General features: G+C 72.4%; 28 protein-coding genes. 11 read left to right on the plus strand and 17 right to left on the minus strand.

The genetic code is table 11. The annotated features are described in order from the left end of the window. Positions 1 to 2 precede the first annotated feature (2 nt). Positions 3 to 938 (minus strand): glycosyltransferase family 2 protein, encoded by a 936-nt coding sequence (locus tag ACWEVP_RS41415; RefSeq protein WP_452068055.1) that lies wholly within the window; start codon positions 936 to 938, stop codon positions 3 to 5. Positions 939 to 947: 9 nt separating this feature from the next. Here ACWEVP_RS41415 and ACWEVP_RS41420 point away from each other — a divergent pair, with 9 nt between their 5' ends. The 3 genes from ACWEVP_RS41420 to ACWEVP_RS41430 all read left to right on the plus strand — a co-directional run bounded on the left by ACWEVP_RS41420 (position 948) and on the right by ACWEVP_RS41430 (position 4,141). Beyond that, complete coding sequence (locus ACWEVP_RS41420; RefSeq protein WP_452068056.1) at positions 948 to 2,024, plus strand: glycosyltransferase family 4 protein; 1,077 nt, start codon at positions 948 to 950, stop codon at positions 2,022 to 2,024. 71 nt (positions 2,025 to 2,095) lie between these two features. Next, a complete protein-coding gene (locus tag ACWEVP_RS41425; protein WP_452068104.1) occupies positions 2,096 to 3,226 on the plus strand; it encodes a glycosyltransferase family 4 protein in 1,131 nt (376 codons plus the stop codon). A 54-nt stretch (positions 3,227 to 3,280) separates the two neighbouring features. Continuing rightward, positions 3,281 to 4,141, plus strand: coding sequence for a glycosyltransferase family 2 protein (locus ACWEVP_RS41430; RefSeq protein ID WP_452068057.1), 861 nt, complete (start codon positions 3,281 to 3,283; stop codon positions 4,139 to 4,141). On the opposite strand, the gene ACWEVP_RS41435 is transcribed toward ACWEVP_RS41430, so the two are convergent. Beyond that, a complete protein-coding gene (locus ACWEVP_RS41435) occupies positions 4,138 to 4,605 on the minus strand; it encodes a hypothetical protein (RefSeq protein ID WP_452068058.1) in 468 nt (155 codons plus the stop codon). The two genes, ACWEVP_RS41430 and ACWEVP_RS41435, sit on opposite strands and share 4 nt — an antisense overlap. Before the next feature lie 141 nt (positions 4,606 to 4,746). Here ACWEVP_RS41435 and ACWEVP_RS41440 point away from each other — a divergent pair, with 141 nt between their 5' ends. Continuing rightward, the gene (locus ACWEVP_RS41440; protein ID WP_452068059.1) at positions 4,747 to 5,826 is read left to right on the plus strand and encodes a sugar phosphate nucleotidyltransferase; all 1,080 of its coding nucleotides are present in this window, start codon (positions 4,747 to 4,749) and stop codon (positions 5,824 to 5,826) included. A 2-nt stretch (positions 5,827 to 5,828) separates the two neighbouring features. Beyond that, positions 5,829 to 6,725: a DNA-3-methyladenine glycosylase family protein gene (locus tag ACWEVP_RS41445; RefSeq protein ID WP_452068060.1), complete on the plus strand. Its 897-nt coding sequence runs from the start codon at positions 5,829 to 5,831 to the stop codon at positions 6,723 to 6,725. Positions 6,726 to 6,815: 90 nt separating this feature from the next. On the opposite strand, the gene ACWEVP_RS41450 is transcribed toward ACWEVP_RS41445, so the two are convergent. Genes ACWEVP_RS41450 through ACWEVP_RS41480 form a run of 7 tightly spaced genes read right to left on the minus strand, consistent with a single transcriptional unit; the run spans position 6,816 to position 11,561 of the window. Beyond that, positions 6,816 to 7,157, minus strand: a complete 342-nt coding sequence (locus tag ACWEVP_RS41450) for a hypothetical protein (protein WP_452068061.1) — start codon at positions 7,155 to 7,157, stop codon at positions 6,816 to 6,818. Between the two features lie 2 nt (positions 7,158 to 7,159). After that, entirely contained in the window at positions 7,160 to 7,525 is a 366-nt protein-coding gene (locus ACWEVP_RS41455; protein WP_452068062.1) for a GntR family transcriptional regulator, read from the minus strand. Further along, positions 7,522 to 7,923 carry a hypothetical protein gene (locus tag ACWEVP_RS41460; RefSeq protein ID WP_452068063.1) on the minus strand — a complete coding sequence of 134 codons (402 nt, stop codon included), beginning with the start codon at positions 7,921 to 7,923 and terminating at the stop codon, positions 7,522 to 7,524. The genes ACWEVP_RS41455 and ACWEVP_RS41460 overlap by 4 nt, the downstream gene beginning before the upstream one ends. A gap of 27 nt (positions 7,924 to 7,950) precedes the next feature. After that, the gene (locus tag ACWEVP_RS41465; protein ID WP_452068064.1) at positions 7,951 to 8,496 is read right to left on the minus strand and encodes an NUDIX hydrolase; all 546 of its coding nucleotides are present in this window, start codon (positions 8,494 to 8,496) and stop codon (positions 7,951 to 7,953) included. After that, positions 8,493 to 9,887 (minus strand): coenzyme F420-0:L-glutamate ligase, encoded by a 1,395-nt coding sequence (locus ACWEVP_RS41470; protein WP_452068065.1) that lies wholly within the window; start codon positions 9,885 to 9,887, stop codon positions 8,493 to 8,495. The genes ACWEVP_RS41465 and ACWEVP_RS41470 overlap by 4 nt, the downstream gene beginning before the upstream one ends. Then, complete coding sequence (gene cofD / locus ACWEVP_RS41475; protein WP_452068066.1) at positions 9,823 to 10,812, minus strand: 2-phospho-L-lactate transferase; 990 nt, start codon at positions 10,810 to 10,812, stop codon at positions 9,823 to 9,825. Before cofD ends, ACWEVP_RS41470 begins: the two co-directional genes overlap by 65 nt. Continuing rightward, entirely contained in the window at positions 10,809 to 11,561 is a 753-nt protein-coding gene (locus ACWEVP_RS41480) for a GNAT family N-acetyltransferase (protein WP_452068067.1), read from the minus strand. Before ACWEVP_RS41480 ends, cofD begins: the two co-directional genes overlap by 4 nt. A 61-nt stretch (positions 11,562 to 11,622) precedes the next feature. On the opposite strand from ACWEVP_RS41480, the gene ACWEVP_RS41485 reads away from it, so the two are divergent. The 3 genes from ACWEVP_RS41485 (at position 11,623) to dapC (ending at position 13,323) form a co-directional block, all read left to right on the plus strand. Further along, positions 11,623 to 11,805, plus strand: a complete 183-nt coding sequence (locus ACWEVP_RS41485; protein WP_452068068.1) for a hypothetical protein — start codon at positions 11,623 to 11,625, stop codon at positions 11,803 to 11,805. Positions 11,806 to 11,914: 109 nt separating this feature from the next. Next, on the plus strand, positions 11,915 to 12,235 hold the full coding sequence (fdxA, locus tag ACWEVP_RS41490; RefSeq protein WP_003083029.1) for a ferredoxin: 321 nt from the start codon (positions 11,915 to 11,917) through the stop codon (positions 12,233 to 12,235). Further along, positions 12,232 to 13,323 carry a succinyldiaminopimelate transaminase gene (dapC, locus tag ACWEVP_RS41495; RefSeq protein WP_452068069.1) on the plus strand — a complete coding sequence of 364 codons (1,092 nt, stop codon included), beginning with the start codon at positions 12,232 to 12,234 and terminating at the stop codon, positions 13,321 to 13,323. The genes fdxA and dapC overlap by 4 nt, the downstream gene beginning before the upstream one ends. Here dapC and ACWEVP_RS41500 read toward each other — a convergent pair. Continuing rightward, entirely contained in the window at positions 13,317 to 13,964 is a 648-nt protein-coding gene (locus ACWEVP_RS41500; RefSeq protein ID WP_452068070.1) for a TetR/AcrR family transcriptional regulator, read from the minus strand. The genes dapC and ACWEVP_RS41500 overlap by 7 nt on opposite strands. Positions 13,965 to 14,008: 44 nt before the next feature. Here ACWEVP_RS41500 and ACWEVP_RS41505 point away from each other — a divergent pair, with 44 nt between their 5' ends. Further along, positions 14,009 to 15,418: an FAD-dependent monooxygenase gene (locus ACWEVP_RS41505; RefSeq protein WP_452068071.1), complete on the plus strand. Its 1,410-nt coding sequence runs from the start codon at positions 14,009 to 14,011 to the stop codon at positions 15,416 to 15,418. An 8-nt stretch (positions 15,419 to 15,426) separates the two neighbouring features. On the opposite strand, the gene ACWEVP_RS41510 is transcribed toward ACWEVP_RS41505, so the two are convergent. From ACWEVP_RS41510 to ACWEVP_RS41520, 3 genes are read right to left on the minus strand one after another with little or no spacing between them, the layout of a single operon-like run. Continuing rightward, positions 15,427 to 16,356 (minus strand): CHAD domain-containing protein, encoded by a 930-nt coding sequence (locus ACWEVP_RS41510; protein ID WP_452068072.1) that lies wholly within the window; start codon positions 16,354 to 16,356, stop codon positions 15,427 to 15,429. Positions 16,357 to 16,384: 28 nt separating this feature from the next. Beyond that, positions 16,385 to 17,368, minus strand: a complete 984-nt coding sequence (gene dapD / locus ACWEVP_RS41515; RefSeq protein ID WP_452068073.1) for a 2,3,4,5-tetrahydropyridine-2,6-dicarboxylate N-succinyltransferase — start codon at positions 17,366 to 17,368, stop codon at positions 16,385 to 16,387. 28 nt (positions 17,369 to 17,396) lie between these two features. Further along, a complete protein-coding gene (locus ACWEVP_RS41520; RefSeq protein ID WP_452068105.1) occupies positions 17,397 to 17,804 on the minus strand; it encodes a hypothetical protein in 408 nt (135 codons plus the stop codon). A 44-nt stretch (positions 17,805 to 17,848) separates the two neighbouring features. On the opposite strand from ACWEVP_RS41520, the gene dapE reads away from it, so the two are divergent. Both dapE and ACWEVP_RS41530 read left to right on the plus strand, forming a co-directional pair. After that, positions 17,849 to 18,919, plus strand: a complete 1,071-nt coding sequence (gene dapE, locus ACWEVP_RS41525; protein WP_452068074.1) for a succinyl-diaminopimelate desuccinylase — start codon at positions 17,849 to 17,851, stop codon at positions 18,917 to 18,919. Positions 18,920 to 19,040: 121 nt separating this feature from the next. After that, complete coding sequence (locus ACWEVP_RS41530) at positions 19,041 to 19,841, plus strand: DUF3152 domain-containing protein (RefSeq protein ID WP_452068075.1); 801 nt, start codon at positions 19,041 to 19,043, stop codon at positions 19,839 to 19,841. Here the strand turns inward: ACWEVP_RS41530 and ACWEVP_RS41535 are convergent. The 4 genes from ACWEVP_RS41535 to ACWEVP_RS41550 form a co-directional block, all read right to left on the minus strand. Beyond that, positions 19,838 to 20,890, minus strand: a complete 1,053-nt coding sequence (locus ACWEVP_RS41535; protein ID WP_452068076.1) for a chitinase — start codon at positions 20,888 to 20,890, stop codon at positions 19,838 to 19,840. The two genes, ACWEVP_RS41530 and ACWEVP_RS41535, sit on opposite strands and share 4 nt — an antisense overlap. Positions 20,891 to 21,035: 145 nt before the next feature. Further along, on the minus strand, positions 21,036 to 22,640 hold the full coding sequence (locus tag ACWEVP_RS41540) for a M28 family peptidase (RefSeq protein WP_452068077.1): 1,605 nt from the start codon (positions 22,638 to 22,640) through the stop codon (positions 21,036 to 21,038). A gap of 86 nt (positions 22,641 to 22,726) precedes the next feature. Then, a complete protein-coding gene (locus ACWEVP_RS41545; protein WP_452068078.1) occupies positions 22,727 to 24,991 on the minus strand; it encodes a M4 family metallopeptidase in 2,265 nt (754 codons plus the stop codon). Between the two features lie 304 nt (positions 24,992 to 25,295). After that, positions 25,296 to 26,561 carry a helix-turn-helix domain-containing protein gene (locus ACWEVP_RS41550; protein WP_452068079.1) on the minus strand — a complete coding sequence of 422 codons (1,266 nt, stop codon included), beginning with the start codon at positions 26,559 to 26,561 and terminating at the stop codon, positions 25,296 to 25,298. Positions 26,562 to 26,582: the final 21 nt, after the last annotated feature.

Genomic DNA, 26,582 nt, shown 5'->3' on the forward strand with positions numbered 1-26,582 from the left:
GCTTAAAGGCCGGCCCAAGCGTCCCAGACCGCGCCTCGGCCGAGCGCGGCCGCCCGGCCGATCCGGCGGCGGGCCGCCAGCGTCGCGGGCAGCCGCGTGATCACCTCGGCCAGGACGCGGCAGCGCAGGCCGAACCGGAAGTTCGGCGCCACGGGCCGCCCGGGGCGCAGCGGCAGCACCGCTGTCAACACGGCGAACCTGAGCAGCTGGTTCACCGCGACTTCGCGGGGCGCGCAGCGCAGCAGCATGAGCAGCCGGTTGCGCTCGTTCCAGCGGTGGAACAGCGGCGAGCCCAGCTCGCTGCTGACGCCGTGGGCGTGCCGGACGCGGGCTTCGGGCGCCGCGACGACGTCCCAGCCGGCCAGCCGCAGCCGCCACGCCGTGTCGGTGTCCTCGTAGTAGCAGAAGAAGCTCGCCGGGACGCCGTGCACGCTCTTCAGCACGTCCGCCCGCAGGAGCGCCGCGCCGCCGCAGAAGCCGAACACCTCGGCGGCGGGCTCGGTGAGGTCGGCGCCGTGGCCGTCGGCGGTCAGCCGGACGCCGGCGGACTGCGTGGTGCCGTCGGCCCGCACCAGCAGCGACGTCGCCGCGCCGGCCAGCGGCGCTTTTTCCAGGGTGTCCTCGAGCGTCGCGAGCCAGTCCGGCTCGGGCTCGGCGTCGTCGTTCAGCCACGCCATCAGCGGCGTCTCGACGCGTTTCGCGGCGACGGCGAGCGCGCCCGCGTACCCCGTGTTGCTGGACAGGCGAATTACTTGCGGGTGCGAAGGATGGGCCGCGAGCAGGGCGGCGGTGCCGTCGTCGGAGGCGTTGTCCACCACGAGCGTCCGATGTGGACGCGTCTGCGCGGCGAGCGCGTCGAGGCAGGCGGTGACGTGCCCGGCACCCCGCCAGGTCACGACGACCACCGTGGTGGCGGGATTCGCGGTCACGTCCCGCACAATAGCCGCGTGCCCGAACTGGTCGTGCTCGCCGAGCAGCTCCTCGCGCCCGTGCCCGGTGGCACCGGGCGCTACACGGCCGAGCTGCTGCCCGCCCTCGCGCAGACCGCGCCGAAGGGCTGGACGGTCTCCAGCGTCGTCGCGCGACACGCCGATGTGAGCGCCGCCCGGCTGGACGGCGTCGAGGGCCCCCGGGTGCTGCGGGTCCCGCCGCGGGCGCTGGTCGCCGCGTGGCAGCTGGGCCTGCGCTGGTGGCCGGGCGGCGACGCGGTGCACGCGCCGACGCCGTTCGCGCCGCCGCGCGCGCCGGCCGGGAAGACGTTGAGCGTCACCGTGCACGACACCGTGCCCTGGACCCACCCGGAGACGCTCACCGCGCGCGGGGTCAGCTGGCACCGGTCGATGATCGCGCGGGCCGCGCGGCGGGCGTCCGGGCTGGTGGTGCCGACGCGGGCGGTCGCCGACGAGCTGGCGGTGCTGATCGACGTCGACGTCCCGGTGCGCGTGGTGCCGCACGGCGTGCGGATCCCGGCCGGGTCGGCGCCGCTGGACCTGCCGGCGCGGTACGTACTGGCCGTCGGGACGATCGAGCCGCGCAAGGGGATCGACGTCCTGGTCGACGCGGTCGCGGCGCTCGACGGCGTGGTGCTGGTGCTCGCCGGGCAGCCCGGCTGGGGCGGCATCGACCCGGCCGCGCTGGCGGCCGACCGCGGCCTGCCCGCGGACCGGCTGCGCATGCTGGGGAAGGTGTCGGACGCCGAGCTGGCGACGGCGTTGCGCCGGGCGAGCGTCCTGGCCGTGCCGAGCCTGGCGGAGGGCTTCGGGATGGGGCTGCTCGAGGCGATGGCGGCCGGGGTCCCGGTGGTGCACACCGACGTCCCGGCGCTGGCCGAGGTGGCGGGCGGCGCGGGGATCACGGTCCCGCGCGGCGACGCGAGGGCGTTGACCGCGGCGTTGCGAGAGGTGCTCGGTTCACCCTCCGTGGCGGCCGACCTCACTCGATCAGGTCGCGAGCGCGCGCGGACGTTCACCTGGCGTCGCGCGGCGGAAGCCGTCTGGGCGATCCACGTCCGGGCTCCCGGCTGACCGGTTTGCCAGTTCCCCACCATGACGCGGGGTCACCGCCGTACCCTGCAGGGGTGAGCGATGATCCCCGGGTGCTGATCGACGCGACCGCGGTTCCCGCGGACCGCGGCGGGGTCGGCCGGTACGTGGATTCGCTCGTCACCGCGCTGGACGCGGACGGGGCGCGGCTCACGGTCGTGTGCCAGCCCCGGGACCTGCAGCTTTACGTTCGGCTGGCGCCGCGCTCGCGCGTCGTGGCGGCGTCGCCGTCGACGACCACCCGCACCGCGCGGCTGACCTGGGAGCAGGCGACCCTGCCCCGGTTGGTGCGCCGCCTCGGCGCGGACGTCGTCCACTCGCCGCACTACACGATGCCGCTGGCCACGTCGGCGGCATCGGTCGTCACGCTCCACGACGCGACCTTCTTCACCGACGCCGTGCTGCATTCGTCGGTGAAGGCGCGGTTCTTCCGGGCGTGGACGGCGACGGCGTTGCGCCGCGCGACGCTGTGCGTGGTCCCGTCGGCGGCGACGGCGGCGGAGCTGGCCCGCGTGGGCCCGGTCCGGCACGCCTCCCTGGAAGTGATTCACCACGGCGTCGACAGCGAGCGCTTTCACCCACCGTCACCGGAAGAGGTCGCGGCCGCTCGTTCGGCGGTAGGCCTCGGGCGTACGCCGTACGTGGCGTTCCTGGGGGCGCTGGAGCCGCGCAAGAACGTGCCGGCGCTGATCCGGGGGTTCGCGCGGGCGGTGGCGGGCAGGCGCGACGCGCCGGCGCTGGTGCTGGCGGGACAGCCGGGCTGGGACACGCAGGTGGAGCGGGCGCTGGACGCCGTCCCGCACCGGCTTCGCGTCATTCGGGCAGGATATCTGCCCTTCGGGACACTCGCGGGGTTCCTCGGCGGGGCGGAGCTGGTGGCTTACCCGTCGCTGGGCGAGGGGTTCGGGCTGCCGGTGCTGGAAGCGATGGCTTGCGGGGCTTGCGTGTTGACCACGCGGCGGTTGTCGCTGCCCGAGGTGGGCGGCGACGCGGTGGCGTACTGCGGTGTCGGTGCGGGGGATGTCGCGGCGGGGTTGTCGGAGCTGCTCGCGGACCCGGGGCGGCGGGCGGAGCTGGCCACGGCGGCCCAGCAGCGGGCCAAGGAGTTCTCGTGGGCCACGACCGCCGAGCGGCATCGGGAGGCTTACGCCAAGGCTTGGTCGCGGCACCTCAGGACCCGCTGACCACGCCCGGTGGGGTGGCGGGGTCGCGGTCCGTGACCGGTGGACAATGGCCGGGTGACTGAGCACCCCCGCTATGGCGACGAAGTCGGCGTCGTGACCGTGACCTACTTCTCCGAGGACACCATCGAGCGCTTCCTCGACACCCTCGAGAAGGCCACCGAGCGCGAGGTCAAGGTGGTCGTCGCCGACAACGCCTCCGTCGAAGGCGCCCTCGAAAAGGTCACCGCCAAGCGGAAGAACGTGCAGCTGCTCAGCATCGGCGAGAACGTCGGCTACGGGGCCGCCGCCAACCGGGGGGCCGCCGAGCTCGACGACCGCTACGGCTGGGTCGTCGTCGTCAACCCGGACCTCGAATGGGAGCCCGGGTCGCTCGATGCCCTGCTCGAAGTCGCGAGCCGGTGGCCGCGGGGTGGGGCCTTCGGGCCGCTCATCCACGATCTCGACGGCACCGTCTACCCCTCCGCCCGTCTGCTGCCCTCCTTCGGGCGCGGGATCGGGCACGCCGTCTTCGCGAAGATCTGGCCCGGGAACCCCTGGACCAAGCAGTACCGCCAGGAAACCGGAACCCCCGTCGAACGCACGTCGGGCTGGCTGTCCGGCTCCTGCCAGCTGATCCGCCGGGAGGCGTTCGACTCCGTCGGCGGCTTCGACACGCGCTACTTCATGTACTTCGAGGACGTCGACCTCGGCGACCGGCTCGCGAAGGCCGGCTGGCTGAACGTCTACGCACCGAGTGCGAGCGTCACCCACGAAGGCGGCCACTCGACGTCGCAGGCGTCGGAGAAGATGCTCAAGGCCCACCACGACAGCGCCTACCGCTACCTCGCCGACCGCCACCCGGGCCTCGTCTGGAAGCCGGTGCTCGCGCTGGCGAAGCTCGGCCTCGCCGTGCGGCTGAAGCTCGAGACCCGCTAGATCCCGTCGAGCCGGCGCGAAAGGTCGGACTTGCCGTTCGTCTGCGTCACCGTCGGCACCAGGCCGGTGTCCTCCGGATCCGGCTCCTTCAGCGGGCTCGTGATCGGCTCGGCCTGTGGCCGGCGCGCGAGCGGCGTGGTGATCGGCGGCGAAGGCAGCGGGGTCGTCTGCGACGGCGTGCTCAACGGCGTCGTCGCCTGCGGGCGGCGGCCGCCCCGGCCCTCCAGGCGCCGCGTCGGCGCCGCGCCGGCCAGCGGGTGGTCGTTCTCCTCGATCAGCGACGCCGGCAGCTGCGTGGTCGTGTCGGGGTCCTGGCTGCGGTCGAGCCCGTCGATCTGCGCCCGGGGTATCTGCTGGGTGTTCGACGAGTCCATCGGTGACGTCGCGCTGTCGGGTGTCACGACGAACACACCGCGCGCCTGGGCTCGTGCGAGCAGGGCGTCCGCCCGATCGCGGGGGTCCATCCCCTCGGCCTCCCGACTGACCCGGGGCCCTCTGGGGAAAGGCCCGCCTGTTTCCTGTCTAGGGTAGGCCCTCCGGGCGACCTCCGTCAGGGTTTCCCGCGGCTTGTCGCTCAGCGGTGCGTGATACAAGAGGAGATTTCCGTGACGTCCGAGGTCGAGATCGACGCCGTCGTGCTGGTCGGAGGCAAGGGCACGCGCCTGCGGCCACTGACCCTTTCGGCACCGAAGCCGATGCTCCCGACAGCCGGGACGCCCTACCTGAGCCACCTGTTCTCCCGCATCCGGGAGGCCGGGATCCGGCACGTCGTGCTGGGCACGAGCTACCGTGCGGAGGTGTTCGAGGAGTACTTCGGCGACGGCAAGTCGATCGGTCTGGACCTCGAGTACGTCGTCGAGGAGGAGCCGCTCGACACCGCGGGCGCGATCCGGAACGTCTACGACAAGCTGCGCGCCGACCACGTGATCGTCTTCAACGGCGACATCATCTCCGGCTCCGACCTCGGCGAGCAGCTGCGCGTGCACCGCGAGTCCGAGGCCGACGTCACGCTGCACCTCCAGCGCGTGCCCGACCCGAGCCGGTTCGGCTCGGTGCCGACCGACGAAACCGGCCGCGTCCAGGCGTTCCTCGAGAAGACGCCGAACCCGCCGACCGACCAGATCAACGCCGGCTGCTACGTCTTCCGCCGTCCGGTGATCGAGGCCATCCCCGCCGGGCGCCGCGTGTCGGTCGAGCGCGAGACGTTCCCGCAGCTGCTGGAGCAGGGCGCGCACATCCACGGCTTCGTCGACGCCTCCTACTGGCTGGACGTCGGCACGCCGGAAGCGTTCGTGCGCGGGTCGGCGGACCTCGTGCGCGGTGTCGCGCCGACGTCGGCGCTGCCCGGGCGGCCCGGTGACTTCCTGGTGCTCGACGGCGCTTCCGTCGCCGAAGACGCCCACCTCTGCGGTGGTTCGACCATCGGCGGCGGCGCGGTCGTCGGTTCCGGCGCGAAGATCGACGGCTCGGTGCTGTTCGACGGCGCCGCCGTCTCCGAAGGCGCGATCGTCGAGCGCTCGGTGCTCGGGCACGGCGCGCGCGTCGGCGCCGGTGCGGTGCTGCGCGGCGTGGTGCTGGGCGACGGCGTGTCCGTCGGTGCCGGCTGCGAGCTCCTGGACGGGGCCCGGATCTGGCCGGACACCGTGCTGCCCGACGGGTCCGTCCGCTTCTCGAGCGACGCGTAGCGATGTTCTGGCGTCCGGCGTTCGAGGTCGACTTGGGCAGTGTCCTGAGTCCGCTCAAGCGCGGGCGCGGGTCGCTCAACATCCTCACCGACGAGCGCGGCATCACGTGGCTCGCGTCGAACACGCCGGACGGCCCGGGCACCCTGGCGCTGCGCAAGCTGACCGACGGCCGCATCGAGGCCGCCGCCTGGGGCGACGGCGCGGACCGGCTGCTCACCGGCGTCCCGGCGCTGCTGGGAGCGGACGACGACGATTCGGAGTTCGTCGCCCACCACGATGTCGTCGCACGCGCCCGCCGCGAGAACCCGGGGCTGCGGCTGGGGTCGACGGGTGTCGTGTGGGACTGGCTGGTGCTGGCGGTGCTGGAGCAGAAGGTGACCGGCAAGGAGGCGATCCGGTCGTGGGCCGAGCTGTGCCGCCGCTTCGGCGAGCCGGCACCCGGGCCGGGGCCGGAGCGCCTGCGCGTGCCGCCGACGCCGGTGGCGCTGCGGTCGCTCCCGGACTGGCACTGGCACCGCGCGGGTGTCGACATCAAGCGGCGCACGGCGTTGCTGAACGCGGCGCGCATGGCGGGGCACCTGGAGCGCGCGGTCGAGCTGCGCGGGCAGCCGGGGCGGCACCTGCTGCGGCACGTGCCGGGCATCGGGGTGTGGACGGCGGCCGAGGTCGCGCAGCGGGCGTGGGGCGACCCGGACGCGGTCAGCTTCGGCGACTACAACATCCCGTCGATGGTGGGGAACGCCGTGCTGGGCACGAAACTCGACGACGCGGGCATGGCGGAGATCCTGGCGCCGTACGCGCCGCAGCGGCAGCGGGCGGTGCGGTACCTGGAGGCGGCGGGGCACCGCCGGCCGCGGTTCGGGCCGCGCATCGAGCTGCGCGACTACCGCGCGATGTGACCACGCCTTCGGCACCGCCGGCCGAAAGCGAGCGGGCCGCGCGAGCGTTCACCCCGCCGGGCGGGAAGCTTGCCGCGCGACGACACCGGCCTACTGCTGGGGCGGGTAGGGCGGTTGCTGGCCGGGGTAGCCGCCCTGCTGGGGCGGAAAGCCTTGCTGGGGCGGGTAACCCGGCTGCTGCTGGCCGGGATAGCCACCCTGCTGAGGCGGAAAGCCTTGCTGCGGCGGGTAACCCGGCTGCTGCGGATAACCCGGCGGCGGGTAGCCGGGCTGCTGGCCCGGGTAGCCCTGCTGGGGCGGGTAACCCGGGTACTGCTGCGGCGGGTACGGCGGCTGCTTCGGCTTGTTCATCCTGAGCACCAGCACCACCACCGTCACGACCAGCGCGATCGGTACCAGGAGGGTCAGCAGCGTCAGTACGCTCACGCCCACGGTCAGCCCCTTCCTTCGTCGAGTGCGGCGCGGATGATGGCCAGCGCCTCGGCGTCGTCGAGGCCGAGCTTACGGGTGAGGTCCGCGTAGCCGGCCGCGGCCTGCTGGGCGCGGCGACGGCTCTGGTCGCCCGCCGCCGCGACGAAGCTGCCCGCCCGGCCGCGCGTCTCGATCAGCCCGGCCTCCTCCAGTTCGCGGTACGCGCGGGCCACCGTGTTCGGCGCGATGCCCAGGTCGGCAGCCAGGGCGCGGACCGTGGGCAGCTTCGTGCCGACCGGCAGGCTCCGGTCGTTGATCCGCGTCGCGAACCCGGACCGCACCTGCTCGAACGGCGGGACCGGGGAAGCGCTGTCGAAGGGGATGATCACCAGCTCTGCGGACCCGCTCCCGGGCCCGGCGGCTGGTGCCCGTACGGCCCCGGCGGCGCGTACTGCTGCTGGGGCATCGGCTGCGAAGGCGGGTACGCGGGCTGCTGCGGGAAACCCTGCTGCTGCGGCGCGAAACCGGGCTGCGGCGGGTACGGCTGCGTGAACCCCTGTTGCGGCGGGAATCCCTGCTGCGGTGGGAAACCTTGCTGCGGCGGCGGGAACTGCCCGGCGTTCTTCATCGCCTCTTCCCGGCGCATCTTCGACACCCGGACGATCACCGCGATGACGAACACGATGATCCCGAGGACGATCAATCCGAGCACGATGTACCCGAACACGCCGGTGTCACCGCCGCCACCGGAGTGGTAGTGCACCCTTTCGGGGAACTGCGTGGCCATGTGGTCCCTCCCTGTCCGCGTCCCAGGCTAGTGCCCGGCACCGACAGGAACGGCCGCTTTCACCAGATCGGCGAGATCTGCCGACCCCGGCGGCAGCGCGTCCACCGGCCACCACCGCAGGTCGTCGGACTCGTCGCTGCGCACCGGCGAAGCACCTTCCGGCGCGTGCACCGCGAACCGGACGTCGAAGTGCCGCGTCGGCACGCCGAGCGAGCACGTGATCGGGTGGACGTCGAGGTGCACCGGCTCGGGAGCGATCCGCAGCCCCGTCATGCCGGACTCCTCGGTCGCCTCCCGCAGCGCGGCGTCGGCCAGCGAAGCGTCCGCGGGTTCGCAGTGCCCGCCGAGCTGCAGCCACCGGCCGACCCGCGGGTGCAGGGTCAGCAGCACCCGCGTCCCGGTGTGGTCCAGTACCACCGCCGAAGCCGTGAGGTGCCCGGCCGCGCACGACCGTTGACAGCTGTCCTCGCGCGCCGCGAGGAACCCGAGGAACGCCTGCCGCAGCGACTCCTGTGAAGCAACCGATGGCCGCCACGAACCCAGCGTCGCGACGGCGTCCGCGTGCAGGCTCACAGCTCCAGCAGCCCCTCTCCGGGCGTGATCGGCCCGCGCGGGCCGGGATCCGACAGCGGGACACCGATCGCGACCGACCCCAGCGGCCGCCAGCGTTCGTCGAGGCCCAGGACGTCCCGGACGACGTCCGCGGCGAAGATCGTCGACCCGATCCAGCACGAGCCGAGCCCTTCGGCCGCCAGCGACACCAGCAGGCCCTGCACCGCGGCGCCGCCGGCGACGGTGAACATCGTCTTCTCGCAGTCGTTGCGGCGGTCGTCGCGGTAGGTGTGCGCGCCGTCCGGCACCAGGAACGGGATGACGACTTCCGGGGCCCGGTAAAGGATGTCGCCGCGGCTGAGCCGCTTCGCGATCTGCTCCGGCGTGAACTCGTCGGACTCGAGGTCGGCCCGCCACGACTCGCGCATCGCGTCGAGCAGCTTGTGCCGCAGGCCGGCGTCGCGCAGCCAGACGAACCGCACCGGGTGCGTGTGGTGCGGCGCGGGCGCGGTCAGCGCGGACGCCACCGCCCGGCGCATCGCGGCCGGGTCCACCGGCTCGTCCGCGAACTGCCGCACCGACCGCCGCGACGGGACGGCCGCCCGCCGGCCCTGCGCGATCGCTTCGTTCGTGCCCAGCCGGAAAAGGTCCTCCTCCAGCGGGCGGACCAGGTTCCGCGCGGTCGAGCCGTCGTCGAAGAGGTCCAGCCCGCGCACGACGGCGACCGGCGTCCCGCCGAGCTTGCCCTTGACCAGGTCGGCGGCCGCGGCCAGCTCGTCGGCGATCGCGACCTCGGTGACGGCCAGCTCGTTGCCCTGGCCGTCGACTTCGCCGCGGTAGGCGTGCAGCACGCGCAGGCCGGACGAGCCGATCGCGGCGTCGGTCTGCCCGACCCGCCACGCGCGGCCCATCGTGTCCGTGACGACCACGGCGACCTCGACGCCGAGCCGCTCGCGCAGGCCGTTGCGCAGCGCCAGCGCCGACGCGTCCGGGTCGGCGGGCAGCAGCGCGACCTCGTCGCCCTCGACGTTCGACGCGTCGATGCCCGACGCCGCCTGCACGATCCCCAGATGGTTCTGCGTGATCACCGTGCGCGCGATCCGCGCGACCACGCGGATCGCCTCGCGCTCGACGAGCTTCCGGCGTTCGGCGTCGCGGGTCTCGGGGTCGGCGGGCACCTTGACGAGCCTGCCCTCGGCCTTCGAGACGATCTTGCTGGTCACGACCAGGACGTCACCCGAGCGCAGCCACGGCGCGGCCTTGACGATCGCGCCGGTCAGGTCGTCGCCGGGGCGGAACTCCGGCAGCCCGGCGACGGGCAGGATCTCCAGCTTGGGGGAAGCGTGGTCATGCAACGGGGGCTCCAGCCAGCTCGAGGGCGGTGCGGGCCATCGCCGCGGTCGCGTCCACATCGGACATCAGCAGCGGCACGTCGCGGACGGTCACGCCCGGCACGTCCGCCGTCTCGCCTTCGGCGATCAGCCAGCCGTCGAGCACGCCATCGCTCTTGCGCGAGCCGTAGTGCCGGCCCACCGCCTCCGCCGAGGTCTCGACGCCGATCGCGGTCAGGCACGCGTCGGCCATCCCGCGCAGCGCCTTGCCGCCGATGATCGGCGACACCCCGACGACCCCGGCCGAGGTCTTGCGCAGCGCGTCCCGGACCCCCGGCACGCCCAGCACGGTGCCGACCGAGACGACCGGGTTCGACGGCGCGAACAGCACCGCGTCCGCCTCCTTGATCGCGTCGAGGACGCCCGGCGCGGGCTTGGCCTCGTCGGCCCCGACCGCCACGATCGAATGCGCCTTCGGCTCGGCGCGGTAGCGCACCCACCACTCCTGGAAGTGGATCGCCTTCTGCTGGCCGTCCTGCTCCGGGTCGTCGATCACGACGTGCGTCTCGACGCGGTCGTCGGACATCGGCAGCAGCCGGACGCCGGGCTGCCAGCGGTCGCACAGGGCCTCGGTCACCGCCGAGAGCGGGTAGCCCGCGCGCAGCATCCGCGACCGGATGAGGTGGGTGGCGATGTCCTTGTCGCCGAGGCCGAACCAGGTCGGCTCGGCGCCGTAGGCGGCCAGCTCCTCCTTGACGACCCAGGTCTCGCCCGAGTGCCCCCAGCCGCGTTCGGAGTCGATCCCGCCGCCCAGGGTGTACATGCAGGTGTCCAGGTCGGGACAGATCCGCAGGCCGTGCATCCAGACGTCGTCGCCGGTGTTGACCAGCGCCGTCACCTCGTGCTCGGACTCCGAAGCACCTTCCGGTGCCATGCCCAGCGCTGCCTTGACACCCAGCAGGAAGCGGGCCCCGCCCACTCCGCCGACCACTACCACGATCTTCACGACGTCGAATCCTCGCACGAGCCGGGTGCGGGCACCCAGTACCGGTATCTGTGGTGCGGGGCGTAGCCGAGCCCCGCGTAGAGCGCGAGCGCGCCCGCGTTCCCCTCCGCCACCTGCAACACCGCGTGGTCCGCCCCGTGTTCCGCGCCCCACGCGTGCAGCGCGCCCATCAGCGCTTTCGCGAGCCCGCGGCGCCGGAACTCCGCGGCGACCTCCAGGCGGCCGACGTGCAGCCAGCCGTCGACCAGGGCCCCGCGGACGACCCCGGCGGCAACGCCGTCGAGCGTCGCGACGCCGTAGCCGACCTTCCCGCCGGTCAGGACGCTGCGGGCGGCCGGGATGTCCTCGCCGGGCCCGAGCGTCAGCCGCCACCACTCCGGCGTCGGCTCGTCGTGCACCTCGACGCCGTCGAGCGGGGACGTGCCGGTCAGCGGGGTGGTGAGCACGACGACCTCGTGGCCGCGGTGGTGCCGCGTCGCCTGGAACCAGCCTTCGCCGACGACCGCCTGCTCGGTCGGGCTGTCGCGGATCACCTGCACCATCGGCTGGATCCCCCGATCGTGGGCGAAGTCACACACCGCGCGCAGGGCGTCCGGAATCGGCGTTCCGGGGTCGCCGACGGCGAGCGCGCTGTTCGCGCGGCCGGTGAAGCCCCCTGCCCAGCGCAGCCGCCAGTCCTTCAGGGGTTCCTCGACCAGTGGCGGCCATGCTCTGCTGCAGACGATTTCGAGCGCTTCACATGCGTTCACGACTAGATTGTGACCGAGGCAGTGACCGGCGCGGAGCGCATTTCCCGAGGAGGAGGTGGCCGTGGGCATCCAGCGCAAGGACGAGCGGCACAACGAGAAGCTCGTCGACGAGATCTCCGAGGGGTTCAACCGCGCCGTGGGGGAGAAGAAGGCCGAGAGTGACGCAGGGGAAGCTCCGAAACCCCGCTTCGTCATCACCGGTGACGCCCGGGCCACCCCGCCCCCGCGTCGTCGGCAGAGGTGAGCGCCATACCCCGGGTATGGCTAAGGCTTGCCTCACCAACCGAACGGGTGGCCGAACCGCGTAGTGTCGGCCACGACTGGCTGTTTGCAGAGAAAAGCAGGAGTGCGCAGTGACCTACGTGATCGCCGAGCCCTGCGTCGACGTGCTCGACAAGGCGTGTATCGACGAGTGCCCCGTGGACTGCATCTACGAGGGCGAGCGGATGCTGTACATCCACCCCGACGAGTGCGTCGACTGCGGCGCCTGCGAGCCGGTCTGCCCGGTCGAGGCGATCTACTACGAGGACGACGTCCCGGACAACTGGTCGGACTACACCAAGGCCAACGTCGACTTCTTCGACGAGCTGGGCTCGCCCGGCGGCGCCTCCAAGGTGGGCAAGACCGCGCACGACCCGGCGTTCATCAAGGCGCTGCCCCCGCAGGGCGAATGAGCCCGGTCGCGCTGCCCGACTTCCCCTGGGATTCGCTCGCCGAGGTCAAGGCCAAGGCGCAGGCGCATCCCGGCGGGGTGGTCGACCTCTCCATCGGCACGCCGGTCGACCCGGTCCCGGCCGGCATCCGCGACGCGCTCGCGTCGGTCTCGGAGATCCCGGGCTACCCGACCACGCACGGCATCCCGGCCCTGCGCGCGGCGGCCATCGCCGCCCTCGGCCGCCGGCACGGCGTCACCGGCATCGAGCCGGACGCCGTGCTGCCGACGATCGGGTCGAAGGAGGCCGTGGCCTGGCTGCCGCGCCTGCTGGGCTTCGGCCCCGGTGACCTGGTGGTCATCCCGGAGCTGGCCTACCCGACGTACGAGGTCGGGGCGCTGCTGGCGGGCGCGTCGATCCTGCGCGCCGACAGCACGGTCGCGCTCGGCCCGCAGAAGCCGGCGATGATCTGGCTGAACTCGCCGTCCAACCCGACCGGTCGCGTGCTCCCCGCGGAGCACCTGCGCAAGGTCGTCGAGTGGGCCCGCGAGCGCGACGTCGTGGTGGTGTCCGACGAGTGCTACCTGGCGCTCGGCTGGGAGACTTCACCGCTGTCGGTCCTGCACCCGGACGTCTGCGGTGGCCGCACGGACGGCCTGATCGCGGTGCACTCGCTGTCCAAGTCGGCGAACCTGGCCAGCTACCGCGCGGGGTTCCTGACCGGTGACCCGAAGCTGATCCGGCAGCTGCTGGAAATCCGCAAGCACGCGGGCATGATCGTGCCGCGGCCGGTCCAGGAGGCGATGGTCGCCGCGCTGACCGACGACGAGGCACTGGCCGCCCAGCACGAGCGGTACGCCCGGCGCCGGCTGTCGCTGCGAAAGGCGTTGCAGGACAACGGTTTCCGCATCGACCATTCCGAGGCGGGCCTCTACCTGTGGGCAACCCGCGACGAGGACGCCCCGGCGACGGTCGAGTGGCTGGCCGACCGCGGGATCCTCGTGGCGCCGGGCACGTTCTACGGGCCGGCCGGCGGCCGGCACGTCCGCGTCGCCCTGACCGCGACCGACGAGCGCGTCGACGCCGCCGTGGAGCGCCTCGCTCAGTAGTCCCGGCCCGTGAAGCCCCGGTAGACGAACCTCGTCAACGCCTCGATCGCTTCGTCGTCGCTCGGCGGTGTCCACCCGGCCGGTACCGGGTCGAGCAGCCACATCTGCGCGAAGCTGTCGACCAGCTGGTACATCATCGCGATCGACAGCTCGGTGCTCGCCGGCAACCGCAGGCCGGCCGCCGTCACCTGGGCGAGGTGGCCGTTCAGGTCCGCCGCCTGGGTCGCGCCGAAGCTCGCCATCGTGCGGGCGAACGCCTCGTTCACCATCGCCGCCTGGCGCAGCGCCTGCATCGTCGAGGCGTGCTCCTTGTAGAAGTCCCAGTACTGGGCCACGTGCCAGCGCACCGCGGCCGGGTCGCTGAAGTCGGACAGGTGCCCTTCGGACAGGGCGCTTTCGTCACCTGACGCCGCGATGTCGGCCAAGAGCGACTCGAGCAGCTCTTCCTTGCCCGCGAAGTGGTTGTAGAACGACCCCGCCGCCCGGCCCGCCTCGGCGGTGATGTCCGTGATCTTGGTGTTCAGGTAGCCCTTGCGCGCGAACACGCGCCGAGCGGCCGCCTTCAGCGCGGCCTCGGTCTCCGCGGCCTTCTCCTTGCGGTTCACCGGCACCTCCTTGACGCGGGACGCTAGCAGTGTCATTCTGAATTCAGATTCACTGAATCTCAATTCACTGGGAGGACGACGTGGACACACGGGTGTTGATCGCGGGGGCGGGGCCGACCGGGCTGACGCTGGCCATCGAGCTGGCGCGGCGCGACGTCGCCGTGCGGATCGTCGACAAGGCCGAGACCTTCTTCGTCGGCTCGCGCGGCGACGGGCTCCAGCCGCGGACCCTGGAGGTCTTCGAGGACCTCGGCGTGCTCGACGCGGTGCTCGCGCAGGGCGCCGCGCCGGTGCCGATGCAGATCCACGTCGGCGGCGAGGTCGTCGGCGAGCGGATGATGTTCGACCCGGTCGAGCCGACGCCGGACAAGCCGTACCCGACCGGCTGGTTCCTCGGCCAGTCGCAGACCGAGGGCATCCTGCGCGACCGGCTGGCCGAGTTCGGCGTGCGCGTCGAGCTGAACACCGGGCTGACCGGGTTCGAGCAGGACCCCGACGGCGTCACGGCCACGCTGAGCACCGGCGAGACCGTCCGGGCCGAGTACCTCGTCGGCGCCGACGGCGGCAAGAGCTTCGTGCGCAAGGCTCTGGGCATCGCGTTCGAGGGCACCACCGACGAGTCGATCCGGATGCTGCTCGGCGACGTCCACGCCGAAGGCCTCGACCGCGGCTACGGGCACTGGTTCGGCGACGCGGAAAACCCGATGCGCGGCATGATGTTCAGCCCGCTGCCGGGCACGCCGTGGTTCCAGTTCGGCTCGCCGCTGGGCGACGGCGACCTCGACGCCGAGACGGCGTTGCCGGCGGTCCAGGCCCGCCTCGACGCGCTGAGCGGCGGCGGGATCACGCTGTCGGACCTGGCGTGGTCGACGGTGTGGCGGCCGAACGTCCGGCTGGCCGCGCGGTTCCGCGACGGCCGGGTGTTCCTGGCCGGCGACTCGGCGCACGTCCACCCGCCGACCGGCGGGCAGGGCCTGAACACCGGCGTCCAGGACGCGTACAACCTGGGCTGGAAGCTCGCGGACGGCTCACCCGAGCTGCTCGACAGCTACGAGGCCGAGCGCCGGACGGTGGCGGCGCGGGTGCTGGGCGTCTCGACCGGGCTGATGCAGAAGTACGTCGACGGCGACGAGGACGCCCACCGGCGCGGCGAGGAGACGCAGCAGCTGGACATCAGCTACCGCGGTGGCCCGCTGTCCCCGGCCGGGACGGGCGCGGTGCGGCCGGGTGACCGGGCGCCGGACTCGCCGCTGGTCGCCGCGGACGGCACGAAGGTCCGGCTGTTCGAGCTGTTCCGCGGCCCGCACGCGACCCGGCTGGTGTTCGGTGACGGGCCTTCGGAGGGCGTCCGGATCCTGCCGGCGGGGAGCGTCGCGGTCCCGGGTGCGCTGGTCGACGAGGGCGGTCACGCGTACGCGGCCTACGACGTCAAGCCGGGTGCCGAGGTGCTGGTCCGGCCGGACGGGTACGTCTGGTCGATCACGGCCTGAAGGCCGGGTCAGGCGTGCAGGGCCTTGGCGGCGGCGTCGACCTTGGCCCAGGCGGCGCGCCAGGTTGCGCGGGCCTCGGCGCGGCGGGCCAGCTCACGCTCGGCGATCCGGCCGGCGACGAACCCCAGCTCGCCGTCGGCGGTCGCCAGGACCGTGCGCATCCGCTCGGCCGCGATCACCGCGTCCTGGTGGTCGCCCAGCACCGTCTGGAAGTCCTTCGTCGCCTTGATCAGCGCCTTGATCCGCTTCGCGCGCTTCTTCTTCGCCGAGGTCTGGGCCAGCTCCGCCGCGTAGCGCAGCTTCTTGCCGTGGATGCGCAGCGCGTGCAGGTCGTCGTCCGGCGGGTCCGCCGGCAGCGCGCGGACCGCCTTGGCCAGCTTGCGGTGCGGCTTCGCCAGCCCGGTCACCAGGTCGTGCGGCTCGGCGGGCGGCTCGCCGGACGCCCTGGTCAGCAGGCTGACCTCCTGCAGCAACGTCGAGTAGCGGGCGCTCGACAGCGCCCGCGTCAGCCGCCGCTTCGCCGCCGCGCGCTCGGTGACGAAGCGGGACACCAGCCGGCGCCCGGCCGGCTGGTCGCGGACCTCGAAGTCGGCGATGACCTCGCGCAGGTGCCCGATCAGGACGTCGTGGTCGCGCACCTCGCCGAGCGACTGCCCGAGCCAGCCCAGCTCCGCGCGCACCGGCTCGGCGCCGTCCCCGACCAGCCGGCCCGACAGCTTCAGCACACTGCGCATCCGCCGCAGGGCGACGCGCATCTGGTGCAGGTCTTCGGGGTCGGCGCCGGAGCGCGTCCCGGGTTCGTACGCGAGCAGGGCGCGGATCTCCCGGTCGAGCTTGGCGCGCACGTGGTGGACCGCCGGATCCGCCGGGCCCACCTCGACCGGGAGCTCCGGCAGGCCCAGTTCCGCCGGGCTACGAGGCAACGATTCGGTGGTCACCCCATGAATGGTAGGTGAATTCCGAAGCTCAATCGTTGGCGTGCAGCATCGAGTTCAGCTCGACGCCGGCGCCGGTCCGCGGCACGACCTCGACCGCGCCGGTCGCGGAGTTGCGGCGGAAGACCGCGCCCGAGATGCCGTTGAGCTCGCGGGCCTTGACGACCTTGCCCTCGACGACGACCTTCGTCCCGGCCGTGACGTACAGGCCGGCCTCGACGACCGTGTCGTCGCCCAGCGAGATCCCGACCCCGCCGTTCGCGCCGATCAGGCAGCGCTCGCCCAGCGAGATCGTCTCCTTGCCGCCGCCGGAAAGCGTGCCCATGATCGACGCGCCGCCGCCGACGTCCGAGCCGTCGCCGACGACCACGCCGGCCGAGATCCGGCCCTCGACCATCGACGCGCCGAGCGTGCCGGCGTTGAAGTTCACGAAGCCCTCGTGCATCACGGTCGTGCCGGACGCCAGGTGCGCGCCGAGCCGGACGCGGTCCGCGTCCCCGATCCGGACCCCGGACGGCAGGACGTAGTCGACCATCCGCGGGAACTTGTCGACGCTGTAGACGGTCACCGCGCCCCGCGAGCGCAGCCGCAGCCGGGTCGTCTCGAATCCCTCGACCGGGCACGGGCCGTGGTTGGTCCACACGACGTTGGCCAGCAGGCCGAACATGCCGTCGAGGTTCTGGCCGTGCGGGCGGACCAGCCGGTGGGAGAGCAGGTGCAGCCGCAGGTACATGTCGTGGGTGTCCGCGGGCGAGTCGGCCAGCTTGCCGATCGTGGTGCGGACGGCGACGACCTCGACCCCGCGGTCGGTGTCCGGGCCGAGCAGCGCCGCGGCGGCTTCGCCGAGCAGCTCGGTGGCTTCTTCGGTGCTCAGGCGCTCGGTGCCGGGGGTACCACCCTCGATCAGCTTCGGGTGCGGGTACCAGGTGTCGAGGACCGTCCCGTCGGTCGCGACGGTGGCCAGCCCGACGCCGCTGGCGCCGGTCGTTTCGGGGTTCGGGCTCTGCTCGCTCACGCCCGACACGGTAGTCGAGTGACGCGGATCAACCACTCGTGGGCCGCGCCGCCACCTGCTTCTTCAGGTCGGTCAGCGCGCCGGCGATGTCGACGAGCGCCTGGGTGCAGGGGCCGCCCGGATCGGGCACCGTCGTGCAGCTCGCGCTCCGGAAGGCTTTCACGGCGGTGTCGAGCTTGTCCGCCTCGGCGACCAGCTGCGGGTCGCGGTCGTCCGCGCGCTTGCGGGCCGAGCCGGGAACGTTGCCGACCTCCGTGACGTACTTCTCACAGCCCTTCGGCAGCTGGGTGCGCGGGCTCGCGTAGCACTGGTCGACGGTCAGCGCGTCCAGCTTCGTCGGGAGCGCGTCCGGGCCCGGCTCGCCGCCCTGCTTGGGCGTCGGGCCCGCTTCGCCGCCGCAGCCGGACAGGACCAGGACCAGCACCGCGCCGCCCACGGCGACTCCGAACGTACGCACACCCTCACGGTAGCGTGCCGGGCATGAGCCTCGACCTGCACGCCGACCCCGTCGACCTGACCGCCGCGCTCGTGGACACCTTCAGCGTGTCCGGTTCGGAGGCCGAGATCGCGACGGCGGTGCAGAAAGCGCTCGAGGAGCAAGCACCCCACCTCGAAGTGGTCCGCAACGGCGACGCCGTCCTGGCGCGCACGAACCTCGGCCGCGCGTCGCGGGTCGTGCTCGCCGGGCACCTGGACACCGTGCCGGAGAACGGCAACTTGCCTTCGCGGCGCGAAGGCACCGGCGACGACGAAGTCCTGCACGGCCTCGGCACGGTCGACATGAAGGGCGGCGACGCGGTCTTCCTGCACCTCGCGGCGACGCTGCGTTCGCCCAAGCACGACATCACGTTCGTCTTCTACGACAACGAAGAGGTCGAAGCGGTCAAGAACGGCCTCGGCCGGATCGAGCGCGAGCTGCCGGACTGGCTGGCGGGCGACCTGGCGATCGTCGGCGAGCCGTCGAACGGCGTGATCGAGGCCGGCTGCCAGGGCACCATGCGCGTCGAGCTGCGGCTCTCGGGGAAGCGGGCGCACACCGCGCGGGCGTGGATGGGGGAGAACGCGATCCACGCGCTGGCCGAGCCCCTGCGGCGGCTGGCGGAGTACGCGCCGCGGATCGTCGACATCGACGGGCTGACCTACCGCGAGGGCCTCCAGGCGACGAAGATCGGCGGCGGCGTGGCGGGCAACGTGGTCCCGGATTCGGCGGTGCTGACGGTCAACTTCCGCTTCGCGCCCGACCGCACGCCGGAAGCGGCGGAACGCCACGTGCGCGAGGTGTTCGACGGGTCCGAACTGTCCGTTGTGGACATGTCACCGGGCGCGCTCCCGGGCCTGTCGGCCCCGGCGGCGGCCGAGCTGGTGACGGCGGCGGGCGGCCGCGCGGCGGCCAAGCTGGGCTGGACGGACGTGGCCCGCTTCGCGGCACTGGGCATGCCGGCGGTGAACTTCGGCCCGGGCAACCCGACACTGGCGCACACGAAGCAGGAGAACGTCCGGACGGTGGAGATCCGCCAGGTGACCGAGGTCCTGCGCACGTTCCTGTCCTGAGTGGTCCTCGTCACATTCGCGGCGGCTGAGCTGCGGTGACGCTCCGGCACCGGACGTCACCGCAACTTTTCCGGGTTCCCGGCCGTATTCCCCGGTGAAAGCCGCGCACCCGGGAGGACCCATGCCCAAAACCGCGAGACGGGCCGCGGCTGCCGCCGTGCTCGCCGGGGCGGTGGCCGTGGCCCTCACCGCCTGTGAGCAGCAGCCCGTCGCCGCGCCCGCGGCCGGGCCGGTCGTCATGGCCATCGGGGAGGCCACCTCCGTTCCGCCGCCGCCCGCCGAAGCCGCGCCCGTCACCCAGGCCGCGCCCGTCGAGGTCGCCATCACCTTCCCGCGCACCGGCTCGGGTCAGTGGATGTTCACCCCCGGCAGCGACGAGGTCGCGGGTACCCAAGGCAAGCTCATGCGGTACCGGATCGCCCTCGAGACCGACATCGACGGCGTCGGCCCCGCCGCCTTCGCGAAGCAGATCCGCGGCATCCTCGGCGACCCGCGCGGCTGGACCGGCGGCGGCGAGTGGCGGCTGCAGCAGGTCGGCCCGGACGACGACGCCGACTTCACCATCTACCTGGCCACCCCCGCCAGCCGCGACAAGCTGTGCGGCGGCACCGCGGACGGCTACACGTCGTGCCGCAACGGCAGCAACGTCGTGCTGAACGTCGCCCGCTGGGCCAACGCCGTGCCGGGCTACGGCGCGCCGCTCGACGTCTACCGCCAGTACATGGTCACCCACGAGACCGGGCACCGGCTCGGCCACGGCCACGAGCTGTGCCCGGGCGCGGGCCGGCCGGCGCCGGTGATGGAGCAGCAGACGCTCGGGCTGCACGGCTGCGTCCCGAACCCGTGGCCGTTCCCGAACGGCAAGTCCTACGCCGGCCCCTCGGGCGAGTACGACGACCCGATCCCGGCCGGCGACTCCTAGCGGCCCTGCAACGACTTCACGTTGTCGCCGAACGTCCAGCCCTTCGAGCCGTCCCAGTTGACCGACCAGTCCATCAGGCCCTTCAGCCCGGGAACCGACCGCCACGCCTGGGAAACCAGGCTCGGTGACATGTACCCGCCGCCGGCGCCGGGCTGGGCCGGCAGGCCCGGGACCTGCTTGTCGTACGGCACCCGGATCGTCGTCCCCTGCACGACCAGGCCGGTGTTCAGGCACTGCGTCTGCACGGTGAAGCCCTGCACCGTCCCGGCCTGGTAGGAATCGCCGGAGCAGCCGTACATCGATCCGTTGTAGTACTGCATGTTCAGCCACCACAGCCGGCCGTTGTCGGCGTACTTCTTGATGATCGGCAGGTACGCGCCCCAGATCGAGCCGTACGTGATGCTGCCGCCGGTCACGTAAGCGGTCTCCGGCGCCATCGTCAGCCCGAAGCCCGACGGCATCTGCGCCAGCACGCCGTCGATGATGCGGATCAGGTTGGCCTGCGACGCCGAGAGCGTCTTGATGTTCCCGCTGTTCGTCAGCCCGGTCTCGATGTCGATGTCGATCCCGTCGAAGTTGTACTGCTTCAGGATCGGCACGACCGTGGCGACGAACCGGTCCGCGACCGCCGACGACGACAGGTCGATCCCGGCGGCCGCCCCGCCGATGGACAGCAGGATCGTCGCGCCCGCGGCCTTCGCGGCGCACATCTCGGCAGGGGTGGACACCTTGACCCCGGCGTCCATCCCGTCCTCCCACAGCACCGTCCCGTCGGAGCGGATCACCGGGAAGGCCGCGTTGATCACGTTGTAGCCGTGCTGGGCCATGCGGCTGTCGGTGATCGGGATCCAGCCAAGGCCGGGGTGGACGCCGTTCGCGGCGCCGTCCCAGTTCTCCCAGTACCCCTGGAGGACTTTGCCCGCGGGGCGTGGCTTCACCGCGCACGTGTCGGCCTGCACCGCCCCCTGCGCGGGGGCCGACACGAGCAGCGGGACGGCCAAGGCCGCCGCCAGAAGGGTTCCGAACAGGCGGTTTCTGCGACCGGACATACCGATTCCCATCGTCGTTGAGGGCGAACGCGGCGTGTCCGATCACGATATGGGTCACCGGGAAGCGGTGACTACCTACGAACGGGTGGTCTAGACAAATTTGGGAGGGCGGCACTTTCACGTGAAAGTGCCGCCCCCGGCGGGGTCAGACGGTCAGCGTCCAGGAAGACAGGTAGCCGGTGTCGGCCGGGCCGACGTCCCGGATCCGCAGCTGCCAGGCCCCGTTCGCGGCCTCCGAAGAGGCGTTGACGGTGTAGGTGGTGTCGAGGTTCGGCGTCGAGTCGCTGCTCGAGTTCTTCAGCCGGTACGCCGTGCCGTCCGGGGCGACGAGGTCGATGACCAGGTCACCGCGGTAGGTGTGGGTGATGTGCACCTCGACCTTGGTGGTGCCGGACGCGTTGCGCGCGCAGCCGGCCACGTTCGCGGTGCTGTTCACCGCGCTCGCCGGGTAGTCCGGGATGTCCAGGCGCGTCGAGTTGGTCACCGGCGCGCACGACGACGTCCCGACGCCGAGCGAGAACGACGCCGTGTGGTCGACGCTGGCGCCGTCCGCCGTCACGGTGACCGGGAACGTGCCGGTCGGCGTCGAAGCCGACGTCGAGATGGTCAGCGTCGAAGAGCCGCCGGAGGAGATCGTGGCCGGGCTGAACGACGCCGTCGCGCCCGCGGGCAGGCCCGACGCCGACAGCGAGATCGACTGCGCGGACCCGGACGTGGTCGTGGTGTTCACCGCGACCTGCAGCGACTGTCCCGGTTGGACGGTGCCGGCGGTGGGGTTGAGCGCGACGGAGTAGTCGTTGCCCTGCGTCGTGGCGACGGCGAGCTTCCACAGCGCGTACCCGATGGCGTCGGAGTTCTTCTCCAGCGGCGTGTCCGGGATGTTCGCCGTCGTGTCGCAGGCGCGGTGGTAGCAGTTGTCGAACGGCGAACCCGCGGTGCCGCCCCACTTCTGCGCCTGCGCCGAGCTCTTGATGTCGCCGGCGCCGGTGGCCAGGCCGCCGACCGGGATGCCCGCGCTCTTGAAGGACGCGTGGTCGGAGCGGCCGTCGCCTTCGCTGTCGCCCTCGGTCTGGATGCCGATGGAGGAGAAGTACTCGTCGAAGATCGCCTTGACCGACGCCACGTCGTCGTAGACGAAGTAGCCCCAGTTCTTCGAGCCGATCATGTCGAAGTTGAGGTAGGTCTTGATCTTCGTGCGCTCGGTGCTCGGCAGGTTGTTGACGTAGTACTTGGAACCGACCAGACCGGACTCCTCGTCGGCCCACCAGGCGAAGCGGACGCGCTTGGCCATCGCCGGGTTGGTGCGGGCCAGCGTCAGCGCGACCTCGAGGATCGACGCGCTGCCGGAGCCGTTGTCGTTGATGCCGGGGCCCGCGCTGACGGAGTCGAGGTGGGCGCCGAGCATGATGACCTGGCTCGCGTCACCCTGCGGCCACTCGGCGATCAGGTTCTGCGACTGCCCGATGCAGCTGGTGCAGGTCTGCCTCGACGTCGTGTAGCCGGCGTTCTTGAGTAGGTTTTCCACATAGGACACCGACGCCGCGTAGCCACCGCCGCGCGGCGAGCGCGTGCCGCCGTTGTTGTTCGCGATGGCCTGCAGCTGGTTGAGGTGGGTCTTGATGTTGGCCAGCGAGATGTCCGGCGCGGCGAGCGCGGTGGCCGGAGCGGCGGTGGCCGCCGGCGCGGTCACCACACCCAGGACGGCCGCCAGGGCGGTGACCCCGGCGCCGATCTTGCTTGTCCACTTCATGGCGGTGAATTCCTTCGGTGGGGGTTGGAGAGGACGCCCGTGAAGGCCGCACCTGGCTGGTGCGGCCTTCACGGAGTGGGGGAGTGCTACACGGTCAACGTCCAGGAGGACAGGTAACCGGTGTCGGCGGGGCCGACGTCTCGGATGCGGAGCTGCCACGCGCCGTTCGCGGCTTCCGAAGAGGCGTTGACGGTGTAGGTGGTGTCGATGTTCGGGGTGGAGTCGCTGCTGGAGTTCTTCAGCCGGTAGGCGGTGCCGTCCGGCGCGACCAGGTCGAGGACCAGGTCACCGCGGTAGGTGTGCGTGATGTGCACCTCGACCTTCGTGGTGCCGGACGCGTTGCGCGCGCAGCCGCTGACGGTGCTGGTGCTGCTGACCGCGCTCGCCGGGTAGTCCGGGATGTCGAGGCGCGTCGAGTTGGTCACCGGCGCGCACGACCCGGTCGTGCCCACGGACAGCGTGTAGGTCGCGGTGTGGTCGGTGCTGGCACCGTCGGCGGTGATGGTGACGGGGAAGCTGCCGGTCGGGGTCGACGACGTCGTCGCGATGGTCAGCGTCGAGGAACCCCCGGATTGGATCGTCGCCGGGGTGAACGTCGCGGTCGCGCCGGCCGGGAGACCGGACGCCGACAGCGTGATCGACTGCGCCGCGCCGGAGGTGATCGCGGTGCTGATCGTGGTGGTCGCCGAGGCGCCCGGCTGCACCGAACCCGAGGCCGGGTTCAGCGCGACGGAGAAGTCCGGTCCGCCGCCGCTGCACGAGGTGGGCTCACCGCTGACGGTGGTGACGGAGACGGCGTCCCACGCGGCCTTGGTGGCGTTGTACTCGGTGCAGCTGCCCGGGAAGAGCGCGATCGCGGCTTCGAGGGTCGCCTTGCGGGCGGCCTTGTGGTTCCACGACGAGGTCTTCTTCAGCAGGCCGTTGTAGAAGATCTTGCCGGCCTTTTGGATGCCGACGCCGGTGACCGAGGAGTTGTTGCAGGTCGGGCTGGCCGGCTTGCCGCCACCCGGGTTCGAGCCCTCGGCCAGCAGGTAGAACCAGTGGTTCTGCGGGCCGGCCGCCGCGTGCACCTCGGTGCTCGGGATCGACGACGAGTAGCAGTTCGGGTCGCCGACCTTCGACGGCTGGTACATGTAGCGGATCGGGCCCTGGCCGACCAGGTTGACGCCCTCGCCGACCTCGTAGTCCGGGGTGTCCTTGGCGTTGTTCGCGTACGCCTCGGTCAGCGCGCCGAAGATGTCACCGGTCGACTCGTTCAGGCCGCCGTTCTCGTTGCCGGAGCCGGCACCGCCCGGGGTGAACTGGAAGATGCCGTGGCCGAACTCGTGGCCGACGACGTCCATCGACGTGGCCTGGCGCTGGTTGTCCTGCGAGTGGCCGAAGTGCGTCGACGAACCGTTCCAGTACGCGTTGACGTCGTTCAGGCCGACGGACGCCGGGTAGCCGGTGCCGCTGCCGTTGATGCCGTTGCGGCCGAGCCAGTCGGCGAGCATCTTCCACTCGGTCTGGACGCTGTAGAGGACGTCGACGCAGCCGGTCTCGAGGTCGGTGCCGGAGCCGTTGCCCCAGTTGTTGTCGGGTCCACTGTAGACGGAACCGCCCTCGCGGCCGCAGCTGATGCCGGTGCGGCCCGGGTCGCGCAGCGTGTACGTGCTGCCGGACTGCGTGGTGTCGATGGAGACGTTGCCGACGTAGTAGCTGTTGCCGGTGCCGGCCACGTCCACCGTCGCGGGCCGGGCCTGCGTCGGCGCGCCCGAGGCGAACGTCTTGACGTCGTCGCGCTTGTCGAGCACCGCGCCGGTCGCCGCGTCGACGAACACGTGCAGGTTGCTCGGCGCGGTCGCGGTGCGCCCGGCGACGACGACCTCGTACGCGAGCTTCGGGCTCGCCCCGGCCAGCACGACCTTCTCCGGCGTGCTCACACTGTCCACAGTGGGCAGTTGGGCGCGCGCGGTGGCCGCGGCCTTCGCGGCGTCCAGCGTCACCCGCGTGCCGACGGTGATCGGCGCGGTCTCGGCGGCGCTGGTGCCGCGCACCCGCCCGGCCCCGTCGGCGACGACGACCGCGTCCCCGCCCACGACCCGCAGGCCCTGGTAGGTGCGCTGGTAGGCGCCGTAGAACAGCCCGCCGCCGCCGGCGGTGAGGCCGACGCGCCGGAAGGCTTCGCCGGGACCGCGCTTGAGCGCGTCGAGCCCGCTGGCGGCCGCCTGGTCGGCGGCGCGCGCGGCGGCGACGTCCGGGGCGGCGGGCTGGGCCTGGGGTGACGCGCTCGCCGGGGCCACCGGCAGCGCGAGCGTCATGGCGAGCCCGGCGGCGGCCGCCAAGCCCGTTCTGAACCCACGATGGGTCATCGAGGTCAACCTTTCCACGAAGGATGGTTGTGGTGAAGGAAAAGGGGACGTGTCCCGGGGACTAACAGGAGGTATGCGTCCGGACGCATCCGAGTAAAGGATCAGCGGTTCCGGGCGTCAATGCGCCGAACGGACCAACGCCGCGTTCCGGATTCGCCGGTCAATTCGTACAAAGCCCGCCCGTGCTGGGGATTCGCCGCGCATTCCGCACCGGAACGACTTTCGTAGGGACTGTCCCGGACACCATCCGAACGCCGGACGATCTCGATCATCGGGAATCCTCAGCACTGCTCAGGAAAACGATTCAGTCGGCTTCGGCGCCCAGCGCGATCAGCCCGTTCCGCAACACGTTCGCGGCCTCTTCCTGCTTTCCGGTCTCGCCGAGCAGCTCGCTCAACGGCCGCAGCGCGCGCACCAGCACCCCGCGCACCCCGAGCCCGGTGGCGAGCTCGACCGCCGCCCGCAGGTACTCCGCCGCGCCGCGGGCGTCGCCACGCGCCCGGGCCAGCGAACCCAGCTGCAGCCGCAGTTCCGCCGCCAGCGCCGTACCCGCGACGACGGCGGGGCGGACCTGGTCGAGCAGCGCGGCCGCCGTCTGCAGCCGGCCCGCGGCCAGGTACTCCGCCGCCAGTTCGACGGTGATCGCCGGGACGTCGTCCGGCCACGCCGTCTCCCGGGCCGCGGCGAGGTCGGCCAGCGCGCCCTCGACGTCGCCCGCGCGGCCGCGGACCCGGGCCCTGGCGAGCAAGCAGTGCGCCATCGCCGGGTGCAGGGCCCGTTCCTGCATCAGGTCGTAGGCCGCGGTGATCGACGCGGTCGCGTCGGCGAACCGGTCGGCCGCCAGGTGGCTGCGGCACACCTCGAGGTGGCTGCGGGTCAGCTCGGCCAGCACCGCCGGGCCGCCCCTGGCGAGCCGCAGCGCCGACTCGGCGTACTCCGCGGCCCGTTCCAGGTCGCCCTGGCGCAGGTGCCGCTCGGCCAGGCACGCCCGCAGCGTCAGCAGCATCGACGGCTGCGGGTACCCGTCACGCAGCAGTTCGGCGTGGCAGGTTTCCAGCAGGTGCAGGGAATACTGCGCCTCGCCCCAGCCGGACAGCACCGCCGCGCGCAGCGGCACGACCATCGCCCGCACCGGCGGCGGCTCGCCCGACAACGTCGTTTCGGCCTCCGCGACGTACTTCGTGCGGACGTCGCCGGTCGAGTACCCGGCCAGCCACAGCAGCGCGATGCCCGCCTGCCGCGGCCGGTCGAGGCGCTCGGCCTGGCGGCGGATCCGCTGCATCCGCGGGATCGCGCGGCGGGCGTCGCCGGCCAGGAACCGTTCCGCCGTCTCGATCAGCTCGAGGTCGAGCTCGATCAGCTCGCGCGGTGAGCTGCCGCCGAGCAGCTCGTCCGGCTCGATGCCCAGCTGCTGGGCGAAGAACCGCAGCGCGTCACCCGACGGCGTCCGCGCACCGGTCTCGACCGACGACACGTACGCCGCCGAGTACTGCGGTCCGGCCAGTTCGCGCTGCGTGAGCCCGCGCTCGGTGCGCAGCTCACGCAGGCGTTCGCCGACGCTCTCGCTCACTCGGGTCGCCCTTCCACCGGT

It is taken from the genome of Amycolatopsis sp. NPDC003865, assembly GCF_053605345.1.